At 36.2% G+C, this 21,999-nt stretch carries 22 protein-coding genes; 16 read left to right on the top strand and 6 right to left on the bottom strand.

Annotation, left to right across the window (positions count from 1 at the left end):
- The first annotated feature begins 98 nt into the window (after positions 1-98).
- The 9 genes from desA (at position 99) to DM447_RS01410 (ending at position 8,627) form a co-directional block, all read left to right on the top strand.
- Positions 99-1,118: a Delta(5) desaturase DesA gene (gene desA / locus DM447_RS01370; RefSeq protein ID WP_112179411.1), complete on the top strand. Its 1,020-nt coding sequence runs from the start codon at positions 99-101 to the stop codon at positions 1,116-1,118.
- Positions 1,119-1,252: 134 nt separating this feature from the next.
- The gene (locus DM447_RS01375; protein WP_112179412.1) at positions 1,253-2,371 is read left to right on the top strand and encodes a sensor histidine kinase; all 1,119 of its coding nucleotides are present in this window, start codon (positions 1,253-1,255) and stop codon (positions 2,369-2,371) included.
- Between the two features lie 13 nt (positions 2,372-2,384).
- On the top strand, positions 2,385-2,981 hold the full coding sequence (locus DM447_RS01380) for a response regulator transcription factor (protein WP_112179414.1): 597 nt from the start codon (positions 2,385-2,387) through the stop codon (positions 2,979-2,981).
- A gap of 290 nt (positions 2,982-3,271) precedes the next feature.
- Positions 3,272-3,535 carry a hypothetical protein gene (locus DM447_RS01385; RefSeq protein WP_112179416.1) on the top strand — a complete coding sequence of 88 codons (264 nt, stop codon included), beginning with the start codon at positions 3,272-3,274 and terminating at the stop codon, positions 3,533-3,535.
- Positions 3,536-3,537: 2 nt separating this feature from the next.
- Positions 3,538-4,899, top strand: coding sequence for a tripartite tricarboxylate transporter permease (locus tag DM447_RS01390; RefSeq protein ID WP_112179418.1), 1,362 nt, complete (start codon positions 3,538-3,540; stop codon positions 4,897-4,899).
- A gap of 72 nt (positions 4,900-4,971) precedes the next feature.
- A complete protein-coding gene (mvk, locus tag DM447_RS01395) occupies positions 4,972-5,916 on the top strand; it encodes a mevalonate kinase (RefSeq protein ID WP_112179420.1) in 945 nt (314 codons plus the stop codon).
- A gap of 51 nt (positions 5,917-5,967) precedes the next feature.
- The gene (mvaD, locus tag DM447_RS01400; protein ID WP_112179421.1) at positions 5,968-6,945 is read left to right on the top strand and encodes a diphosphomevalonate decarboxylase; all 978 of its coding nucleotides are present in this window, start codon (positions 5,968-5,970) and stop codon (positions 6,943-6,945) included.
- Positions 6,946-6,987: 42 nt separating this feature from the next.
- Positions 6,988-8,085: a phosphomevalonate kinase gene (locus DM447_RS01405; RefSeq protein WP_112179423.1), complete on the top strand. Its 1,098-nt coding sequence runs from the start codon at positions 6,988-6,990 to the stop codon at positions 8,083-8,085.
- A gap of 62 nt (positions 8,086-8,147) precedes the next feature.
- A complete protein-coding gene (locus DM447_RS01410) occupies positions 8,148-8,627 on the top strand; it encodes a hypothetical protein (protein ID WP_112179425.1) in 480 nt (159 codons plus the stop codon).
- Between the two features lie 93 nt (positions 8,628-8,720).
- On the opposite strand, the gene DM447_RS01415 is transcribed toward DM447_RS01410, so the two are convergent.
- From DM447_RS01415 to DM447_RS01425, 3 genes are read right to left on the bottom strand one after another with little or no spacing between them, the layout of a single operon-like run.
- Complete coding sequence (locus DM447_RS01415) at positions 8,721-9,122, bottom strand: potassium channel family protein (protein WP_112179427.1); 402 nt, start codon at positions 9,120-9,122, stop codon at positions 8,721-8,723.
- A 58-nt stretch (positions 9,123-9,180) separates the two neighbouring features.
- Positions 9,181-10,170, bottom strand: coding sequence for a FecCD family ABC transporter permease (locus DM447_RS01420; RefSeq protein ID WP_112179429.1), 990 nt, complete (start codon positions 10,168-10,170; stop codon positions 9,181-9,183).
- Positions 10,170-11,207: a FecCD family ABC transporter permease gene (locus DM447_RS01425; RefSeq protein ID WP_112179431.1), complete on the bottom strand. Its 1,038-nt coding sequence runs from the start codon at positions 11,205-11,207 to the stop codon at positions 10,170-10,172. The genes DM447_RS01420 and DM447_RS01425 overlap by 1 nt, the downstream gene beginning before the upstream one ends.
- 181 nt (positions 11,208-11,388) lie before the next feature.
- Between DM447_RS01425 and DM447_RS01430 the strand changes: the two genes are divergently transcribed.
- The gene (locus DM447_RS01430) at positions 11,389-12,363 is read left to right on the top strand and encodes an ABC transporter substrate-binding protein (protein ID WP_112182611.1); all 975 of its coding nucleotides are present in this window, start codon (positions 11,389-11,391) and stop codon (positions 12,361-12,363) included.
- A 75-nt stretch (positions 12,364-12,438) separates the two neighbouring features.
- Here the strand turns inward: DM447_RS01430 and DM447_RS01435 are convergent, their stop codons facing one another.
- Positions 12,439-13,482 (bottom strand): NAD(P)/FAD-dependent oxidoreductase, encoded by a 1,044-nt coding sequence (locus DM447_RS01435; protein WP_112179432.1) that lies wholly within the window; start codon positions 13,480-13,482, stop codon positions 12,439-12,441.
- A gap of 333 nt (positions 13,483-13,815) precedes the next feature.
- Between DM447_RS01435 and DM447_RS01440 the strand changes: the two genes are divergently transcribed.
- The gene (locus tag DM447_RS01440; protein ID WP_112179434.1) at positions 13,816-14,796 is read left to right on the top strand and encodes a ring-cleaving dioxygenase; all 981 of its coding nucleotides are present in this window, start codon (positions 13,816-13,818) and stop codon (positions 14,794-14,796) included.
- A gap of 43 nt (positions 14,797-14,839) precedes the next feature.
- Here the strand turns inward: DM447_RS01440 and DM447_RS01445 are convergent, their stop codons facing one another.
- Together DM447_RS01445 and DM447_RS01450 are read right to left on the bottom strand one after the other, a co-directional pair.
- Positions 14,840-15,451 carry a YczE/YyaS/YitT family protein gene (locus tag DM447_RS01445; protein WP_232828021.1) on the bottom strand — a complete coding sequence of 204 codons (612 nt, stop codon included), beginning with the start codon at positions 15,449-15,451 and terminating at the stop codon, positions 14,840-14,842.
- Positions 15,452-15,566: 115 nt separating this feature from the next.
- Positions 15,567-16,484 (bottom strand): methyl-accepting chemotaxis protein, encoded by a 918-nt coding sequence (locus DM447_RS01450; RefSeq protein ID WP_112179438.1) that lies wholly within the window; start codon positions 16,482-16,484, stop codon positions 15,567-15,569.
- Positions 16,485-16,657: 173 nt separating this feature from the next.
- Here DM447_RS01450 and DM447_RS01455 point away from each other — a divergent pair, with 173 nt between their 5' ends.
- From DM447_RS01455 to DM447_RS01475, 5 genes are all read left to right on the top strand, one after another.
- A complete protein-coding gene (locus tag DM447_RS01455; protein WP_232828022.1) occupies positions 16,658-17,809 on the top strand; it encodes a sensor histidine kinase in 1,152 nt (383 codons plus the stop codon).
- Positions 17,806-18,438 (top strand): response regulator, encoded by a 633-nt coding sequence (locus tag DM447_RS01460; RefSeq protein ID WP_112179442.1) that lies wholly within the window; start codon positions 17,806-17,808, stop codon positions 18,436-18,438. The genes DM447_RS01455 and DM447_RS01460 overlap by 4 nt, the downstream gene beginning before the upstream one ends.
- Before the next feature lie 132 nt (positions 18,439-18,570).
- On the top strand, positions 18,571-19,488 hold the full coding sequence (locus DM447_RS01465; RefSeq protein ID WP_369974655.1) for an ABC transporter ATP-binding protein: 918 nt from the start codon (positions 18,571-18,573) through the stop codon (positions 19,486-19,488).
- Positions 19,489-19,500: 12 nt separating this feature from the next.
- Complete coding sequence (locus DM447_RS01470) at positions 19,501-20,775, top strand: ABC transporter permease (RefSeq protein WP_112179446.1); 1,275 nt, start codon at positions 19,501-19,503, stop codon at positions 20,773-20,775.
- Entirely contained in the window at positions 20,772-21,887 is a 1,116-nt protein-coding gene (locus tag DM447_RS01475; protein ID WP_112179448.1) for an ABC transporter permease, read from the top strand. The genes DM447_RS01470 and DM447_RS01475 overlap by 4 nt, the downstream gene beginning before the upstream one ends.
- Positions 21,888-21,999: the final 112 nt, after the last annotated feature.

A 21,999-nucleotide genomic window follows, 5' to 3' on the forward strand; every position in this document is an offset into this window, starting at 1 on the left:
GTCATATAATATTATTGACATTTGTGTCTATTAAAGAGACTTAGGTACCTTTATAATAGGGTGAAGAAGAGAATGTTTTGTCCGTTAAGGAGGATATTATGAGTAAACAAAAACAAGCAGAGTTAAGAAAAACAATAGCACCTTATGAAAAATCAGACAGAAGGTCAAGTATTAATCAAATTGCAAACACCATTATTCCGTTTTTGATTCTATGGTTTCTTGCATACCAAAGCCTATCGATTTCAATCTTTCTATCAATAGCTGTTAGTATTGTAGCTGCTGGCTTTGTTGTTCGAACCTTTATCATTTTTCATGATTGTGCCCATCAATCATTTTTCAAAAACAAAAAAGCTAACCGGATTTTAGGTACAGTAACAGGTGTGATCACCCACTTCCCTTTTGAAAAATGGAAAAGAAGTCACTCGATTCACCACGCAACAAGTAGTAATTTAGATAAACGCGGTGTTGGTGATGTTTGGGTGATGACGGTAGAAGAATATCTTGCTGCGTCCTTTTGGCAGAGACTGACCTATCGTTTGTATCGTAATCCGCTTGTCATGTTTGGATTTGGTCCGTTTTATCTATTCCTTATATCAAACCGCTTTAATCGAAAAGGGGCAAAACGCAAAGAACGTCTAAATACGTATATCATTAACTTGTCTATTGCTGTAATTTACGCTAGTTTGATTGTTGCAATGGGTTGGCAAGCATTCTTGATTGTACAAGTACCAATATTATTTGTAGCAGGTGCACTGGGGATTTGGTTGTTTTATGTCCAACATCAGTTTGAAGATTCCTACTTTGAAAATGAATCAGAATGGGATTATGTGAAGGCTGCAGTTGATGGTAGTTCCTATTATAAGTTGCCAGGATTTTTGCAATGGTTAACGGGTAATATTGGCTTTCATCATGTACATCACCTAAGTCCACGTGTTCCAAATTATCATTTGGAAAAAGCTCATACATCTACACCGCCACTTCACCAAGCGACAACTATTACGTTATTATCAAGTTTACAATCAATACGTTTTCGTTTGTACGATGAAAAAAACCATGTATTTGTTAGTTTTAAAGATGTGAGCTCATTACTAAAGCAAAAATCAGCTAACAATATTTAAAGTGTAATTGGAAGAATTAAAAGCTAAATAAAGAAAGCACCTTCCAAATTGGGGAGGTGCTTTCTTTATGGGTGTTTTTTTTTTGGTATACTTAACCAAAGAATGTTTGAATAATGTAATTAAAGGAGTAGAACATGCAAAATTGGTATCAGATTTTCCCTAGAAATACCGGGTTAAGTGTATATGCTTGGATTGCTTTTTGTGTTTTACCATTTTATTTTATTTTAAGATCTTCTTCATTATATGAAGTTATGTTTGGGATCTTGATGGTTATTATGTTTTTTATTTCCTATCGTTTATCCTTTATTTCAAAGGGTTGGGTTGTCTATCTATCCGTCATGATTGAAACAATTATAAGTGTCATAATGATATTATATTTCGTTTATGTTTATTTTTCCTTATTTTTATCTTTTTTTATTGGTAATATTAAAGATAGAGTCCGGTTCTGGACGTTATATGTTATTCATTTGTTAACTACAGTTATAACCGTTAGTGTTGGTTTCTTTACTAAAACAGAGATGTTTTTTGCGCAATTACCGTTTATTGTTATTAGTGTTCTTGGTGTAATCGTTCTCCCGATTAGTATGTATAATCGCAATAAACAAGAAAAGCTAGAAGGAGAACTAGAGGTTGCTAATAAAAAAATCTCTCAATTAATAGTCTTAGAAGAGCGTCAGCGGATTGCACGTGACTTACATGATACATTAGGACAGAAGCTATCTTTAATTGGATTGAAAACGGATTTAGCAGGAAAATTGATCGAAAAAGATCCGAAAGCGGCAAGACAAGAAATGATAGATGTAAGACAAACAGCGAGTACTGCCTTAAAAGAAGTCCGTGAAATGGTTGCGGATATGCGTGGTGTACGACTAGTTGATGAAATAGCACGTGTAAAGGAAATCATGGATGCGGCACAAATGAATATACATTTAGAAGGTACGCCCAAATTACAGAATACACCATTACTAGTAGAAAGTGTTCTTAGTATGTGTTTAAAAGAAGCGATAACAAACGTTATTAAACATAGCAAAGCTAGTAATTGTAAAGTTTCGATCCAACAGTTGTCAAATGAAGTTGTGATTAGGGTACAAGATGACGGTGTTGGTTTGGAAGAAAATGCGCAATATCAAGGGACAGGTTTACAAGGGATGAGAGAACGTTTGGATTTTGTGAATGGTAGTTTTGAGATTTCGCAAACAAATGGAACGTTACTGAAATTTAGTGTACCTACAGTAATACAACAAACATATTAGGGAGGGGTTAATAATGATTCGTATCGTACTTGCTGAAGACCAGCGTATGCTTCTAGGGGCTATTGGTGCTCTACTTGATTTAGAAGAGGATATGCAAGTTGTAGGTAAAGCAAGAAATGGGGAAGAAGCTTTAGCTTTAGTCAAAGAACAAAAGCCAGATATTTGTGTAATGGATATTGAAATGCCAGTGATGACAGGTTTAAATGTTGCAGAAGTGCTAAAAGAAGGTGTTTGTAAAGTTATCATATTAACAACTTTTGCTCGTTCAGGTTACTTTAAACGAGCAAGAAATGCCAATGTTAGTGGTTATTTATTGAAAGATAGCCCAAGTGAAGATTTAGCAAATGCTATCCGTAAAATTATTGCTGGCGAACGTATCTATGCCCCCGAATTAATTGATGTTGCTTTTGGAGAAGCAAATCCATTGACAGAGCGAGAAGAACAGGTTATTAGATTAATGGGTGAAGGGAAAAGTACAAAAGAGATTGCAGGTAAACTTTTTATTACAAACGGAACCGTTCGCAATTATATATCTGTTATTTTAGCAAAGTTGGAAGTAACGAATCGCATTGAAGCGATTGAAAAGTTTAAAGAAAAAGGATGGTATTAAAATAATAAGCGTATATTTTCTGGAACCATTTCCAATGAAAGAAATAATTAGGGGTAAATGGGCTAAGCTTCTCTGAATTAGAAGGGAAGCTTTTTTGTTTGGTGATTAATAATGAAGTTGTGACAATTATCACGGTTTTTCCACTCATATTATTGATAGTGTTTTTTAATTAGATTATAATTAAATGCGAGTCTGAAAAACTCGCAGAATCGACTAGAAATATGCTATCTTTATTTATGAACTATTAATCACTACTGAGGAAGAATGAATTTCAAATAGGAGTGATTATATTGAAAGAAAAAACTACTACTGATAAACAGAAACATACTGAAGAAAACATAGAAGTATGGGCCGATCTTGTAAATATTAAAGATTTAGTAATGGCGCTTGTAATAACAAGTGTTACAACACTTGGTGCTTATTTTATTGCTCCGAATGAAGATCCGCAACCTTTATTCTTTGGCCTCATTGGTGCTCTAATCGGTTTTGTGATTTCTAGTTTCCTCATTAAACCAAAAAGAAATTTTGATGAAGCAGAAAGTGAGGAAGAGTAAGAATGGACGCGGGCTTAATACTTCAAATGGTCATGGCAGCTGTTGCTGGGACGCTTATTTATACGATTATAGGAATAGCTCCAGGTACAGATGAAACAGCTGTTTTAGCACCAGTAACGCTTGTTCTAGTACTGACAGGATTAGAACCAATTGTAATTCTATCATTTTTTATTGCTTCCATTATTGCCAAGAAGCTAACTGACTCGATCCCAGTAGCTGTAGCAGGAATCCCAGGAGGTGTAATGGCAGCACCGATGGTTGAGCATGCACTCGTATTAAAAGCTCATGGGAAATCTGAACTTAGTATTCGTAAAATGGCGTCTGGTTCTGTAATTGGAACGCTTGTTGCAGTTCCATTAAGTTTACTTTTAGCAAATGCACTAATCCCTATTGCTGAGGATATAAAGAATTATGCTGATCCTCTTTTTTTCATTGGAGCAATCTTATTAGCGGTTATCTCCAAAAATAGGTGGATTGCACTTGTGTCTATTGTACCATTTGCTATACTTATACAAGGCCTACGTCATTTGTATTGGGGTATAGGAGTAGTGCCAGAAGGAACGACTGTTTTCATTTCGTTTTTTTTAGGTATTACGATTGGACCTATTATCTTAACGTTATTTGAATTACTGAATAAAGATAAGCGAAATGCGTTAGAACGCTTTGATAAAAAGACAATTACCATTAACAAAAAAGATCAATATAAAGGAATACCCAACCCCTTTAAAATTCTGACGACTCAGGAATTAGGTGCCAGTACGATCTCTGCCTTTTTCGGATCATTATTTTTTATCCTGAGTCCAGTTGGGATTACAATTTTGTTAGGGGAATTGGTTTCAAGTTTTGTGAAAGATCCGATTAAAAAAAGTTCTTTGGCAATTTCGAGTATGGACGCTTTGACGAATGCGGCGTATATATCTGGAACGCTTATTCCATTAATAGCACTTGGAATCCCGTTATCTCCGGTAGCCATTGGACCAGCAAATGCATTGTTTAATGCTCCACCAGTATTCACATTAGAAAATAATATGCATCATATGTTATCAAGTGGAGATTTTGTCTGGGCGGTATTGATTGGTGCGATTGTAGCAATCGCAATTACTTATTTTATAATAATAAAATATGCGCAACGAATTTGTACGTTTGTTTTTAAATGGATTCCACATGAAGCAATGCTTGGACTTTTCTTTGGTTTAGTCCTATTATTGGCTTTCATGGATGGTGGCTGGATTAATATTGGCGGCGTATTGTTGATCGGTTTAGTAGCAGGTTTTATGCATCGATTAGGCATTAATTACGGGGTTCAATTTATGGTATTATATGCTGCACCATGGATTATTAGTAAATTAGCAGGTTTATCTTAGATAGGCAACGGGAATTTTTAATTTGCATGCCCAAAAAAATCTCGCAGATAGATTAAAAGGAGAGGCATCATCATGTTAGAACTACCACAAAAAACAGTAATAGGTAGCGCGCATAGTAAGTTAATTTTAGTTGGAGAGCACGCTGTCGTTTATGGTGAACCAGCTATCGCGCTACCGTTTCCAGAAATAGAAGTAAAAGCAACGGTTGATCAAGTTGATGGACCAATTCAGATTAATAGCAGTTTCTACTATGGTTTACTCAGCGATATGCCAGATAAGTTAGAAGGACTTGCAATCTGTATAAAAAAAACTTGTAAAGAATTAGATCAAGATGCAACAGGATTTCGTATTCAAATTGAGTCTAGTATTCCTATAGGACGTGGTTTAGGGTCAAGCGCTGCGATAGCAATTGCAATTGTTCGTAGTTTATACGCATATTATGAGCATGATTTATCGAGAAATGATTTAATGAAACTCGTTGATATTGCAGAAACATATGCGCATGGAAGTCCTAGTGGAATTGATATGGCGGCTGCGAGTAGCGAAGTGCCGATTTGGTTTGAAAAAGATAAGGAAATAGAGCATGTCTATATTAATAAGCCTTTTCATTTAGTTGTAGCTGATACTGGACGAATAGGTGACACACATGCAGCTGTCGCTAGTATCAAAGAGCAATATAAAGTAGATTTCACTGAAACGAAACTGTCCATTGCACATTTAGGCGAACTAACAACACAAGCAAGAACAGCACTTCACGATGGAGACCATTCTTTATTAGGCATGTTATTAAATCGAGCACAAGATGAGTTGTCGAAATTGGGCGTAAGTGATGAAGGCATCGATCGCTTAACAAAAGTTGCACGTAAATCAGGTGCTCTTGGTGCAAAACTGACTGGTGGAGGTCGTGGGGGATGTATTATCGCTCTAGCGAAAAGTATCAAACATGCTAAAGAGATTGCTGATGATTTGTTGCATGCAGGTGCTGACCAAACATGGTATTTTACAGTTGGTGAATGAATAACAGATTGCTGAATCGGTGAAAGTAAGATTGAAAAGGGGTTTTATATCATGAAAGCTGCTGCAAAGGCACATACGAATATCGCTTTAATTAAATATTGGGGAAAACGTGATGAGCAGCTTTTTTTGCCAACAAATAGCAGTATCTCTCTTACGTTAGATAAGTTTTATACAGAAACCTCTGTTGCGTTTGATCCAGACTTAGACACAGATCAATTTTTTCTGAATGGCCAACAAGCTGACCAAAAGGAAACAGCCAAGATAACAAGCTTTCTTGATCGAATCCGTATTATGTCAGGTAAATCTCTTTATGCAAAAATTGATTCCGAAAACCATGTTCCGACTGCGGCTGGTTTTGCATCGTCTGCATCTGGTTTTGCAGCACTGGCAACAGCTGCAACAAAAGCGATTGGTTTAGATCTTGATGATCGCAAATTATCACAAATTGCCAGACAAGGTTCCGGTTCGGCAAGTCGATCAATCTTTGGAGGATATGTTGAATGGCAAAAGGGTGAAAAAAACGATGGTTCTGACTGTTACGCACTTCCGATTTTAGGTGAACAAGCATGGGATCTTCGCATTTTGTCTGTAGAAGTAACGACAAAAGAGAAAAAGATTCTAAGTAGAGAAGGAATGAAACGAACGGTTGAGACGTCCCCATTCTATTCTGGATGGCTTGAAGCTGTCGAGAAAGACCTAATTACTGCAAGAGCAGCTATTAAAGCAACAGATTTTGAAAAACTAGGACATGTAGTTGAGGCAAATGCATTGAAGATGCATGCGACAACATTAGGTGCTAATCCACCTTTTATGTATTGGCAAAGTGCTACGGTTGAGGTTCTTCAAGAGGTTCAAGAGCTTCGAGCAAGTGGAGTAGAGGCTTATTTTACAATTGATGCTGGACCAAACGTAAAAGTACTTTGTAAGCCAGAAGATGAAGCGAAAATCATGGAGAAGTTATCATTATTACCTGTTGTTCGAGAAATTCATCCTTGCCGTCCTGGACCAGGCATTTCGTATTTATCCTGAGAATGTTAGTTAAAAGTGTGATTGGAAGAGGGAGGCACCATCATGGAAGACGCAACTTATGTCGTCAAAGTACCAGGTAAGTTAATGATTGCTGGTGAATATGCAGTAACAGAACCTAATCAAGCGTCGATTGTTGTGGCAGTAGATCGTTATATTACTGCTAAGATAGTGACCAGTAAGGTAAATCAACTTACTCTTCCACAACTCGGATTGGATCATGTGACGTGGGATATTAAATCTGGTATCGTCAATTTTCCTTCAGAAGACAAACGACTTCGTTTTATTCAAAATGCCTTTCACGTTGTGTATCAATATCTTCACGAAAGAGATATTAGCATAAAGCCTTTTCACTTAGCTGTAACAAGTGAATTAGATGATCCTTCTGGAAAGAAATATGGATTAGGCTCAAGTGCAGCAATAGTTGTTGCAGTCGTAACAACCATGTTAAAGCTCCACGATTCTCATAAAGGAAAGGTTAATCCCGACATTATTTTTAAACTTGCTGCTATTGCACATTTTAAAACACAGGGAAACGGATCGTGTGCTGATATTGCTGCGTCAACTTATGGTGGGTGGTTACATTACACGGCATTTTCTGCTGATTGGTTAGTGGAACAAATACATAAAGTAACTAGTATTTCTACATTAGTTGAGTCACAATGGCCGATGTTACAGGTAGATTCTATTACCCCACCAACAGAACTACACTTTTGTGTTGGTTGGACTGGAGAATCTGCAGCAACTGCCCCAATGGTTTCACATGTGCAACAGTTTTGTAATGAGAATCCAGAAGCCTATCAAAATTTTCTAACTGAGAGTTCTCGCGCAGTAAATAAAATCGCTACTGGTTTTCTGCAAAATGATAGTGATATGGTCATGAGAGGTATGAGGGATAATCGCTTTATCCTATTAAAAATAGCTGAACTAGCACACGTAACAATTGAAACACCTGAACTAAAACGGCTAGCCAATATTGCAGAACAATATGGAAGTGGTAAATCGTCTGGAGCTGGCGGTGGTGATTGTGGTATTGCATTTGTTAAGAAAGAATCACAGGCAGAAAAACTTAAATTAGAGTGGGAAAAGGTAGCCATTCATTCTCTTAATTTAAAAGCGTCTTTACAAGGTGCATATAAATAATGTTTTATTTTCACCTTAAAGAGAAAAATAAAATAAAGTAAGAAAATGGAGTGTCTATTCAAATGAAAAAAATATATGGCTTTTTCACTATTGTTTTTAGTGTCTTTATAATTGCAGCATGTAATTCAGAAGAAGAGACAGATACGACAATAGATAATGAAGAAACAATTGAGCAGGAAAATGAAGATATGAGTGAAAGTGATTCAACTAACGAAACGGAAGAACAAGCAAGTGAAGGAAATGATACGACGGAAGAGTCAGTAAATGAAGAGAATGAATCAGATACAGCCAGTGAAGAAGAGAGTACAAGTAATGAAGAAACTGTTGATGGAGTTACCGAAGGCGAAGCGGAAGAAATAGTACGTAATGAAGCGGAAGGCATAGAAGATCTTATTGTGGCAGTTGACCATCTTAATGAGGAAGGTAATTATGTTGTGCATGTATATGAAATAGTTGAGAATGATGGTAGTTCTCATACGGCAACATACGGTTGGTATATTGTGAACGCAATAGACGGCACAGTAGAAAATATGATGGAGTAATACAATCATGTAAGTTGAATGGTGTCTTTCAAAAAATAATAAAGATAAAATAATGGAGCATTCACAGTATAAGAAGGCTCCATTATTTTATGTTTAATTATCTTTTCTTGAGTGATCGATTGCTTTGATAAAATATGCTGTTGGTAATAGGACCCCGATGGCTGCTTCCAATAAAGAAAAGAACCTTGCAGCTCCAACTGGGAGCATATCACCATAACCAACTGATAAGAGGGTAACACCACTATAGTATAGAAGATTCAAGAAATTATGATCAATCGGTTGTTTGTCTGTTATCGTTTGTACTAAAACGGCATCCTGTAGGGCTAATGCGTAATATAAAAGGGCAAACCCAATCATCACCCCAGTTAATACAAAGAATAACTTCATAAACAATACTGTACTAAAATAACTCTTTTTATATGCTTTGTTATTAAAAAAATAATATAAATTAAATACGATTATTAGAATCGCTAGACCAACTAAAAATTGAGACATCTCTTTCACCTCTACTCGGTATATCACCTACTTAAGAAGAAGTTAAACATTTTTGAAACTAGGTTTTCATTAATAAGTAAATAAAGTAACTACCACCGATTACCGAAACAACTAAGCCAACAGGTATTTCTGATGGAGCGAGCATATTACGGCCAACAGTATCTGCGATAAGGAGCAATAACGCCCCTAATAAGGCCGCGGTAGGTAGCATTACCCCATGTCGTGCACCAACTAATTTTCTTGCTAAGTGTGGAATAACAAGTCCAAGAAAAGCTATCGCACCACCGACTGCAACACTTGCTCCAGCAAGTGCTACAGCAATAAATAAGAGAAACATTCTTTCTCGTTCAACACTTGTACCTAAACCTTTGGCAGTCTCATCACCTAAGTGGAGTGTGTCTAGTGTACGTGCTTTATAAAATACTACTGGAATGAAGACGACAATCCATGGTAATAATGCAAGTACATATCGCCAATCGGTACCAGAAATACTTCCGGAAAGCCAAACAGTGGCTTGCATAAAGTCTGTAGGATCCATTTTCAACTGAAAAACAATAATTAAAGCTGAAAAAGCTGAGTTAATCCCAATTCCAACAAGAATTAGACGAATAGGTGAGACTCCATCTTTCCAAGAAATTGTATAGATCAAAGTTGCAGCAATTGTCGCCCCAATAAGAGCGGCAAGAGGTAATAAAAATACCGATGTTCCAGATCCTTCTGAAAAGAAAATAAATAATACAACAGCGAAACCTGCGCCCGCATTTATTCCAAGAATACCTGGATCAGCTAATTCGTTATGTGTAACACTTTGTAAAATCGCTCCGGATATAGCCATACCCGCACCAATAAGAATTGCAATAATCATACGTGGTAAGCGAAAATCAAATAAAACTAGCTCATTTTGCGCAGTGCCATTACCAATGACTGTATCCCATACCTCTGTTGGTGTGATTGACATAGTTCCTAGATTAAGACTGATTATAAGCGTCGCTAAAATAGTAAAAAATAAAATGATAAATACAATTAAAGATTTATTTATTTTCAACATTAGAGCCCTCTCCCTTCGCGCCGTGCTAAATAAAGGAAGAATGGTACGCCAACTAAAGCAGTAACGGTTCCTACAGGTGTTTCAAATGGTGGATTAACCATTCGCGAAGCGGTATCAGCTAGAACAAGTAAAAGGGCTCCCAAAATCGCAGCACAAGGAATGATCCATCTATAATTAACACCAACAAGAAAACGAGTAATATGAGGGATTACCAGTCCTATAAAACCGATTGTCCCGGAAATTGAAATAGAAGCACCAGTTAATAACAAGACGACTAATGTTCCGGTTATTTTTACAGTGGCGGTTTGTTGTCCAAGGCCTCTAGCCACATCATCTCCAAGATTTAATACTGTGATTGAATTAGCAAGAAGAAAGGCGATAATTAACCCGATTACTGTAATTGGTGCTAATAATTGCACGTGTACCCATTGAACCCCTGCTACACCTCCTGCATACCAAAAACTGATATCTTTTGCTATATTAAAATGAATTGCAAGACCAGATGAAATTGCGCTTAATAGAGCGGTTGCTGCTGTTCCAGCTAAAGCTAGTTTAACAGGTGTTAAACCGCTTTTTGAAATGGATCCGACACCAAAGACAATTCCAGTTCCTAACCCAGCGCCGAGGAATGCCCATAGCATCATAATTAAATTAGAAGCTTGGGGTGTAAGTACTAGTGCTAAAGCCATCATAAAACTTGCTCCAGCAGTCACCCCCATGATGGAAGGAGAAGCAAGAGCATTCCTTGTCATACCTTGCATAATGGCACCAGAAACGGCGAGAGAAGCTCCGATCATAGCTGCTGCAAGTCCTCTAGGGATACGCAGGCCGCGGATTATTTGGTGAGAAGATTGAGTTGGATCAAAAGCGATTAAACTTTGCCAGATTGTATCAAATTGAATATCAGCAGCACCATACATAATGGATAGACCTAGTGATAAAATAAGTAAGCCCAATCCACCGATTAATATAAAGGTAGCGATAATCGGACGTGAGATAAATTGTGTTGTTTTTTTAGATGAAGTAGTTGCGGACATATGCAAGGCTCCCTACTTTAAAATTGAGAATTGTTATCATTATAGTATAAGGTATAGCTAGAGACAATGGTAGTTTGTTGAATTAGATCAAATAGGGTAAAATTATCTTGTAATTGAGAATGAAAATTGTTATCATTAGTAAAGTTATGAAGTGATACAAATAAGGAGGATTTTAATAGTGATGAAGATACTCAATCAAAAATACATTTTAATGTTGTTGCTCGCAGCAGTGCTTTTATTATCAGCTTGTGGTAGTGAAAATGATGAAGATACAAGCTCAGATGCAGCATCAGATGATACACAAACAGAAGAAGCAGAGGAAAGAGTGTTAACAGATGCAATGGGAAATGAGGTAACAATTCCAGCAAATCCTGAACGTGTTATTGCGTCTTACTTAGAAGACTACTTAGTAGCACTTGATATTACACCAGTAGCACAATGGACAGTTGGTGAAGGTAGTATTCAAGAATATTTACAAGAAGATTTAGGTGATGTAGAAACTATTTCATATGATCTTCCATATGAAGCAGTAACAAGCTTTGAGCCAGATTTAATTTTGATCGACTCTGCAAGTATGGTAGAAGATAACAAATACGATCAATATAATAAAATTGCTCCAACCTATGTAGTAGGAACGGAAGAAAATAATGACTGGCGTGAAGAGTTACTTACGATTGGTGAAGTTTTCGGAATGGAAGAGCATGCCGAACAAGTTTTAGCTGAATATGAAGAGAAAGCAGCTGCAGCGAAAGAGGAAATTCAATCTGCAATTGGCGAGGATTCAGTAGCAGCAATTTGGTTAGTGAGTGATACTTTCTATGTTGTAAGTGAAAACTTATCAAGTGGAGACCTTTTATACAATGATTTAGGATTAACAGCTCCAAGCGTTGTAACAGAAATTTCGGAAACATCTACGGCTAACTGGTCAGAGATCTCATTAGAGAAACTAGCTGAATTAGAAGCAGAACATATTTTCCTTGTGAACAGTGATAAAGGAAATGGCTCAGCTATGCTAGAAGATCCTATTTGGCAGAATATTCCTGCCGTTCAAAATGGCAATATCTATGAGTACGAAGCTGATGCTAGCTGGTTATATACAGGACCTATAGCAAATAGTCAAATGATTGATGATGCATTAGAAAGTTTAGTTGAATAATGGAAATGAAAAAGTAGCTGATCAATATTGATCAGCTACTTTTTTTGAGTTTTGCAACTTTTGTAGTATGGAATATTAGTTTAATTGTTTTTTTATCAATTCTTTATTTCGCTCTTTAAATTTATCATTATGTGATGAAACCATTGCCCCTTCTGTTGCGTCGGGTTCCAAATACTGTTTGGCTTTATTTATTGCATTCGCTGCATCTTGAAATGCTCCAGCAATTAAATGCAGTTTACCAGCATGTTTTAAAATGTCACCTGCTGCATATAACCCTTCAATAGAAGATTCACTCATGGACGTGCCTGCAATAAAGAAGTTATCGACCATCTCAATCGGCAGTACACTGTCTTGTAATAAAGAAGCTTCTCGATCATAGCCATGATGGACGATTACTTCATCGATTGGTATGTAGCGCTTTTCCCCAGTATCGGCAGTTAATTCCACTTCTTTAATATGATCACTTTCTTTTTCAGCAATCATTTTTGTCATATTGGAATTCAGAAAACACGTAACGGAGCTATTAAGTACGTGATTAACAATGGCTTCATGTCCTTTTAGGTGATCACCACGATATGTAAGGTAAACCTTATTAGCGATAGGTTCTAGTTCATAGGCCCAGTCGATAGCTGAATTTCCTCCACCTGAAATGATTACATCTTTACCTTTAAAGTATTCAAGTGGTTTCATTGTGTAATGTAGATTCGTTACTTCAAATTTTTCTGCACCTTCTAATTCTAAACGTTGCGCCTTCAGTATCCCAACACCTACTGCTATTACTACGGTTTTTGTATAATGAACATCACCATTTTTTGTATGTAGATAAAAGACCTTATTGGAGTCTTGTGAGATTGATACGATTTTTTCATTTAATACAACTGTAGGGTCGAATGTCAAACCTTGATCGACTAATTGCGTAATAAGTTTTGCACCTGATAATGGGGGTACACCACCAACATCCCAGACCATTTTCTCTGGATAAACATGTACTTTACCCCCAAGATGAGGTTGGAATTCAATGATTTTTGTTTTCATTCCGCGTAACCCACTATAAAAAGCTGAAAAAAGTCCTGCCGGTCCTCCACCAATTATGGTGACATCAAAAATATCTTCTTGCATTGTAATTCCTCCTTCAGATAAAAAACGAATTATATGAAATGGATCTCGGTTCAATTGTCCTTTATACGCTCACTTTAGAATATAAGTCAGTAAGTAGGGTACTTATTAAACTAGTATAAACGATATTGATAATCATTATCAATATTTTTGTTAAAATAATCAAACTACTGGCCGTACGCTGCTAATGTTACACGCTAGATAAGACAAAGAAACGGATTAATTGACTTGTCTTTCATAAACATGTTATATTTATCTCGAATTAAAGATAAATATAAACAGTATTGGATAAAAAATATTGAAATAGATGAGCATAGTATTAAGGAGGAATTTTTAATGGTTACGAATTTAAAAGGGATGCATCATGTTACAGCTATAACAAGTAGTGCAGAAAAGAATTATGAATTTTTTACGTATGTTTTAGGAATGCGTTTAGTTAAGAAAACGGTCAACCAAGATGATATTCAAACGTATCATCTATTCTTTGCTGATGATAAAGGGACTGCTGGAACAGATATGACATTTTTTGATTTCCCTGGTATTCCAAAAGGTACACATGGGACAAATGAGATCTTTCAAACAGGTTTTCGAGTGCCAGATGATAAGGCAATTGATTATTGGGAAAAACGTTTTGATCGCTTAAAAGTAAAACATACTGGTGTAAAAGAACAGTTTGGTAAAAAAACATTAGCATTTGTTGACTTTGATGACCAACAATACGTGCTTGTTTCTGATCAAAATAATAAAGGTGTTGCAGCGGGAACACCTTGGCAAGACGGACCAGTCCCTTTAGAATATGCAATTACTGGTTTAGGGCCAATTTTTGTACGTATCGCAGAATTTGATTACTTTAAAGAAGTATTGGAAAAGGCTCTTCTTTTCAAAGAGATTGATCAAGATGGAGCCTTTCATTTATTTGAAGTTGGAGAAGGAGGAAACGGTGCCCAAGTTGTTGTTGAACATAATGTTGTTCTTCCAATGGCACAGCAAGGCTATGGTACAGTACACCATGCTGCTTTACGTGTCGAAGATCGCTCTGTTTTAGATGAGTGGATTGAACGTATGCCGAAGTTTGGATTTCAGACATCAGGCTATGTAAACCGTCATTTCTTTGAATCATTATATGTTCGTGTTGCACCACAAATTCTGTTTGAATTCGCGACAGATGGTCCAGGATTTATGGGCGATGAACCTTATGAGACTTTAGGGGAAAAGTTATCTTTACCACCATTTTTAGAACCTAAACGTGATGAAATTGAAAAAAGTGTCCGTTCAATCGATACAGTTAGAAGTACAATTGATTTCAAAAAAGAATAAGTGAAAATCCCGCATAACAGATACATTGTTTCGCGGGATTTTTTTATGCATTTTGGATTTTTTTTCGTTCGAATCTTTCCACATAAGGCATGAAGAAGTTTATTACGAGGCCAGAAAACACAGCATAAATCAATGTTCCTATACCAATAGCGCCACTAAAAATAAAAGCAAAAATTACAAGTATGATACTTAATAAACCACGTGATATAAAGAGATTGAAACCCGTTAGCTTTCGAATGACGAGCATGGACCGATCCATTGGGTTCGGGGCAAAGTCTGCTTGTAGATTAATAGCGATTCCAAGACCGCCAACAATCATGCCAATTAACAAGACTAACAATTGAGTTAAAAATAACGCAGGGTTAACTATATCAGAAAGAATTAGTAGCCAAAAGTCTATACAGGCTCCCGTAATCAGAGAAGTAACTAATGCAAAGTATTCAGGTCTACGTTTTTCAGCCAGTGCGTTTGATAGTACCATAATAAGTCCTAAGACAATTTCCCAGCTTCCAACAGATAAACCAAACGTACGATGTAAGCCAACAAGAAGCGCATCAAATGGACCTGCTCCTAACGTTGATTGAATTGTACAGGCAATACCGAATGTTAGAATGAAAATACCTAATGAATAAAAAATAAAACGTTGTAAGACCATAGACACACCTCTCTTGTGTTCATATCGATTCGCAAGTCATTTCTTTATCTTAGGTGATTGGGCCTGTTATTTCAAGAAAAAAATCCCTCCTTTTATATTAAAGGGAAGGAATCATTTAGATAATATTTTTCACTTCGCGTGCCTGATTGTCTAACTTTTCAGCTGCTGATGAAATAGCTTTAAAAATTTCTGTAGCGACCTGCATTTGTTGTTGTGCATTCCCTACACTTTCCTCGACACTTGCTGTTCCTGCAGTAATAGTCTTCATTTCAGTTGTTATTGAGTCAATATTTTGGCGAATTTCAATGATTGATTCTTCCACACGTGATGACAATTTACGTACTTCCTGTGCAACAACGTTAAAACCTCGGCCATGTTCTCCAGCTCGTGCTGCTTCAATTGCTGCATTGAGTGCTAACAAATTGGTTTGTGATGCAATGCCTCGAATTGTCTGAACAATCCCTTGAATTGATTCTGTTTGTTTTTGTAGATTCCCTAATGTTTTATTATTATCCACATATACTTCAACAATTTTATCAATATTGGCTACAATTTCGTCACTACGTTCTATACCTGTTTCAGCCTGTACATTTAAGTTCTCTGCCATTGTTTGTAATTCTTGGACGACGGAGGTTACTGTATTCTGACGAGAGGTTATATCTGTTGCAACTTTAGAAACGCCTATCACATTGCCAGCTGAATCTACAACAGGCATATATGTTGCTTCTAGCCAAATACGATTCCCTTGTTTATCCATCCGTTCAATTTTATCTTGATAGCTTTTACCAGAGAAAAGATCGCTCCAAAACTTTTGATAATCATTACTATTGGCAAACTCCGGAAAGCATAGCTCTCTATGGTGCATATTAATCATTTCATTTTTTGTATATCCCATTGTTTTAGCGAAAATCTCATTAACGTAGGCGACACGTCTGTCTATATCAAAACGTATAATGGCGAAATTATTTTCTAAAGACTTTACAACTAATGTATCAATATTATCTGTTTGTTCTTCTATATTACTTGTTATCATGTAGGTTTCTTCCTCTTTTGGTAGATGTATTTTTAATTATATTACTATATACCCAATTATAATAAAATTAATCTTTAATTCGAGATTTATTTATAAAAATAATAATCCAATTTTTTCTTCCGTTCTATTGCCCGTTTTGCTATTCTAGGGGTAAGACAAGACGAAGAAAAGGAATGAAAAATATGCGCTCTTATTGGTTATGGCTTCTATTATTGTTTTCTGCGTGGTTCCTTGCAGCGAGTTTTCGCTTCCATCCAATTATCGAACACCCGCTTATCCTAATTGGAAGTGCATTGTTTTTTGCTCTTTATTTTTTAACAGCTTTAATGCAACAAAAACCAAACATACATATGCTAACATTAACGATAATCAGTTTAATTAGTATCGTTATGTTTTGGCCTACGAAGGATAATGAACTAGCTTTATTACCTTTACTTGTCTATGCCATTTTGGCAGGGAATGCGGTACATAGACTTCATGCTAGTCATGCAATTATTGTTAGTAGTCTTCTTTTCTTAGTTGCACTTTCACCCTATCTAAAGGGTTATCCAATTGAAGTACCAATTTATATTAGTTTCTCTACACTGTTACTTACTTTTGCTTTATGTGCATATTATCAAACTAAAAAGCAAGAAGCGTTAGTAAGTATACAACATGAAGTATTACGAACTGAGTTTCGAAAAGTAAAGAGACAACTTTTATCAAGTGAAAAATTCGCAAGGCAAGATGAGCGTGCACAAATTGCTAGAGATATGCATGATTCAGTTGGTCATAGGCTGACAGCTTTACTAATGCAGTTAGAAATTGCCCAAATGCAAGAGAAAGATAGGGAATCTAAAGAAAGATTGCTAGTGTTAAAGGATTTAGCGAAGGCGAGTTTAGCAGATACACGAAGTGCAGTAAAAACACTAAAAAATGAAGATATAGGTGGTTTATCAGCAATTATTAGTTTGATTCGGAAACTAGAAGCAGAAAGCCATGTACGGATTGAATTTTCGATTAAGCATGGTGCATTATCAGCACCTTTAACAAATGAACAATCGATCGTAATTTATCGGTCTGTACAAGAAGCCCTAACAAATATGATGCGTCATAGTCAAACGAAAGAGGCCACGATTATTTTTGATGTTCCAGCTAGTAAATTTTTTCGTTTTGAGATAACTAATCCTATATCTGAAAAGAAAACGATGCAGGAAGGTTTCGGTTTAACATCCATGCGAGAAAGAATCAACCAGGTTAATGGTACCCTTGAAATCCAACAATACAATGCACTATTTAGTGTCAAAGGAAGGATACCGTTAATGGAAGGGGAATTAGAGGCATGATTAGGGTATTGTTAGTGGAAGATCAGGCGATGGTACGTCAAGGACTTAAAATGATGATCGAAACAGCTGAGGATATACGTGTTACTGGTCAAGCGGTAAACGGAAAAGAAGCACTGGTATGTTGTGAAAAACATGGTTACGATATTGTGATTTTAGACATTCGTATGCCTGAAATGAACGGCATAGAAGCTGCTCGGATCATCCATTCACGTTGGCCTAATTGTAAGATATTGATCCTTACAACCTTTAATGATGAGAAATATGCATTAGAAGCATTAAGAAACGGTGCAAATGGCTATATGTTGAAGGATGCTGAACCGACTGATTTAATTCGAGCTATTCGGAGTTGTCTGGATGGTGGACTTGTATTACAAGACAATGTTGCAGCAAAAGTAATGCCGAATTTAATTAACCAAAATGAAGTGGAAAAGCTAGATCCGTCGATAACATCAAGAGAACTTACTATTATAGAGTTTATTGGAGCGGGCTTGAGCAATAAGGAAATTGCAATGCAGTTAAACTTATCTATCGGTACAGTAAAAAATAATATTACGATTGTGTTAGATAAATTAGCATTACGTGATCGAACACAAATCGCGATATATGCTATTCGCCATCACATTGTATAAACGAAAATGACTTAAGTCATGATAAAAGGGAAACGGAATGACTAAAGACAGTGGGAACACTGTCTTTTTCTCTGTATACTCTTCAATAGAATAACCGAAATATAGGAGGCTGAAGAAATGTTGGAAACAGAAATGCTCCAAAAAAAGTTTAAAGATAAAGTAGCCGTAGATGGTGTCAATTTATATATGGAGAAAGGCGAATCGGTAGGCTTATTAGGTCCAAACGGTGCTGGTAAGTCAACAACCATTTCAATGATTTCTTCTTTAATAAAACCTACTGCTGGTGATGTTCGATTACATGGCAAAAGTGTTGTTAAAAACCCTAATTCAATTCGGACCGTGCTAGGTGTTGTACCACAGGAAATAGCTTTATACGAAGAATTAACTGCATATGAAAACTTGAAATTCTTCGGACGGATATATGGACTTCGTGGTAAGGAACTTGAAGAAGCAATTCAACATGTTTTAGAAATAGTTGGATTAAAAGAACGTCACAAGGATTTAGTTAAAACATATTCTGGTGGAATGAAACGTCGTATTAATATTGCAGTTGCGCTTTTACATCAACCAGAGATTTTAATTATGGATGAACCAACTGTTGGAATTGATCCACAATCACGCAGTTATATTTTAGAAATGGTCAGGCAATTAAATAGAGAAAAGGGGATGACAGTATTATATACAAGTCATTATATGGAGGAAGTGGAGCGTCTTTGTGACCGTGTATATATCATGGATCATGGTCAAGTCATTGCTTCAGGTACAAAAGACGAATTAAAAAGTATTCTTTCAAATGAAGAGACTATAATGATCGAGATTAACCAACCTTCGCCTGAGCTTTATGATGCAATACAAGAAGATAAAAGAATTCAAAAAATAACTAAGACAGAAAAAGGATTTAAGCTAATTGTATCTAAAGGAAATAATATACTAGCAAGTATCTTTCATACTGCAGAGAAATACAGTGTCCAAATCATAAATGCCAATGTGCAAACACCAACCTTGGAAGATGTTTTTTTACATTTGACTGGAAGGAAACTTAGAGATTAGGGAGGAATCAAAATGTGGGATTTTCTAAAGAAAGATTTACTTATCCTTGTTCGAGATCGTGCCGAATTGATCTTATTATTGTTGATGCCGTTTATTCTAATCTCTATTCTTGGCTTTGCACTACGCGGATTGATGACTGGTGATACGGAAGTACTTCGTATGCAAGTTGCGATAGTTCAGCAAGATCAAGAAGCAGAAGGGATTGCTCAATTTCAAAATGACCTAGAAAAGCAAAATTTTTCAAATCAAATGGCAACTCAAATGGATAAAGCTGCATCAGAAGTTTTACCTTATCAATTGCTAGGTGAAGTATTAGAGGATGATAGTGTTCGTGCGATGATAGAAGTGATCGAAATGAATAAAAGGGAAGCTGAACGAGCATTGAAGGAAGAAACTATTGAAGCTATCTTAATTCTGCCAGAGAATTTCACTTACCATACATTGAAAAAGATGTTTTTAAACATAGGCGAAGGTAGTCAGTTAGAATTACTTGTTCAACAGGAAGGTGAACTCCAGGCAGGAATTTTTCAAAATATTATGGAAAGCTTTACGCGCTCGGTCAATTTTGAATATGCGATTGCAACAGCATCCGGCGGGCAGGATTTAGAGACAGGCGTTAGGACAGAAAATTTAGGAGAGGTTGAGACTATTTCTACGCGTGACCCAGTCACATCATTTCAATACTATACACTCGCAATAGCTGTCATGTTTGTGATGTATGTTGCATCTACAATTGGAATTAGGGCATATATGGAGAAATATCAGTATGTTTTTAGTCGGATTATTTTAGCAGGGAGATCACCATTTGCGTATTTAAGCGGAAAGTTACTATCAACGATCGCAATTGTCATTATCCAATTGTTCATTCTTTTCACTTTATCAGCTTTTATATTCCAATCTTTCGATGGTGAAAGCTTATCTTTTTGGGGAGGCGTGTTACTAATTTCAATTGTATTGGCAATTTGTGTTGGAAGCTTAGCGACCCTATTAACATCACTATCTGTTCGCTATGATAGTAATAATATAAATGTTGTCTTTTCTGGTGGAGTTGTCACCTTATTCGCATTAGTTGGTGGTAGTTTTGTACCTGCCTCGCAATTCTCGAGTTTTTCTAGTGGAATTGGAGAATGGACACCAAATGGGGCAGCGTTATCTGCATATACAAAATGGTTGCAAGGTGCCGAGTTAATAAATTTACTACCTGAACTTAGTCGGATTATCGCGATAGCTGTTATCCTGTTTCTAATTAGTTTTGTAATTTTCCCGAAAAGGAGGTCTGCAAAATGAAATCCGTATTACTATTACAGTTTACTAGATTGAAGCGAGCCCCTGCACTGGTTTTGTCCTTTTTTATACTGACTATCATATTTGTTGCAATGTTAGCGGGTTCTGAATCAGAAGCGAAAATTACAGTATACACATATAGCGAAACATTAGATACAAATGAAGTAACAAATTGGGTAGCCACCCTTAATCAATCAGATGGATATGATTTTCAATTAGTGGGAAGTTCTGAGGTTAAAGAGCTTATTGAGACTGGAGATATTAACTTTGCGTTACAATTAAATAACTGGAATTACAAGTTTTTAGTTGGCACGGAAGATGAAGAACGAATAGCCGTAGAACAGTATGTAACGCAGGTGTTTAGAGAAGAAATACGTTTAAATGAACTTGTAGGTAAATCAGAAATCGATAAAATAAAATTTCGATCAGAAGTCAAATTGGCAATGGAAAATCCAGTAATAACTGTTAAAACACAAGCCCTAGAAGAAAGTAGTGAAGCTAGTACTCTTTCAGGAAATTATCAACTATTGTTTGGTACGGCGTTACACTTTTCTATTTATACGGTCTTGTTTAGTTTAATGAATATTGTTGATGAGAAACGTCAGGGCACTTGGGATCGCTTAATATTATCACCAATTCGTAAATTGCAAATATATTTGGGTCATTTATGTTACTGTTTTTTAATTGGTTTTCTACAAATCACTTTTGTATTTCTATTTTTTGATTATGTTTATGGTTATGATTTTGGTTTTGGCCCCAACTTCGGTGCCATCTTATTAATTATAGGTAGCTACATTTTTTCTATAGTCGCACTAGGCATGCTTGTGATGGGATTAGTTAAATCAACCCAACAGCTACAGGCAGTCAATCCACTTATTGCAACAGGAATGGCAATGTTAGGTGGTGCATTCTGGCCACTTGAAGCAGTTTCTAATCAGTTATTGCTTGCGTTATCAAAAGGTATGCCAATATTTTATGGAATAAAGGCACTAGAAGAAGTAATTATATACAATAAAGGAATTATGGAAGTCCTCCCATCAATCTCGTTTATGCTATTGTTCGGTGTAATTTGTATGGGAGTTGGAGTTAATTTAATGGAACGAGTGAAAGGTTAGCTTGATTACTCCTTATCGTTATGTAGATAGGGAGTTTTGCTATGTCTGTAATGAGTCTCTATTCGAGTATTTCAACTATAAATACATTGCAACTTCCTTCATTTACCTTTAT

It is taken from the genome of Paraliobacillus zengyii, assembly GCF_003268595.1.
Taxonomy (GTDB): domain Bacteria; phylum Bacillota; class Bacilli; order Bacillales; family Amphibacillaceae; genus Paraliobacillus_A; species Paraliobacillus_A zengyii.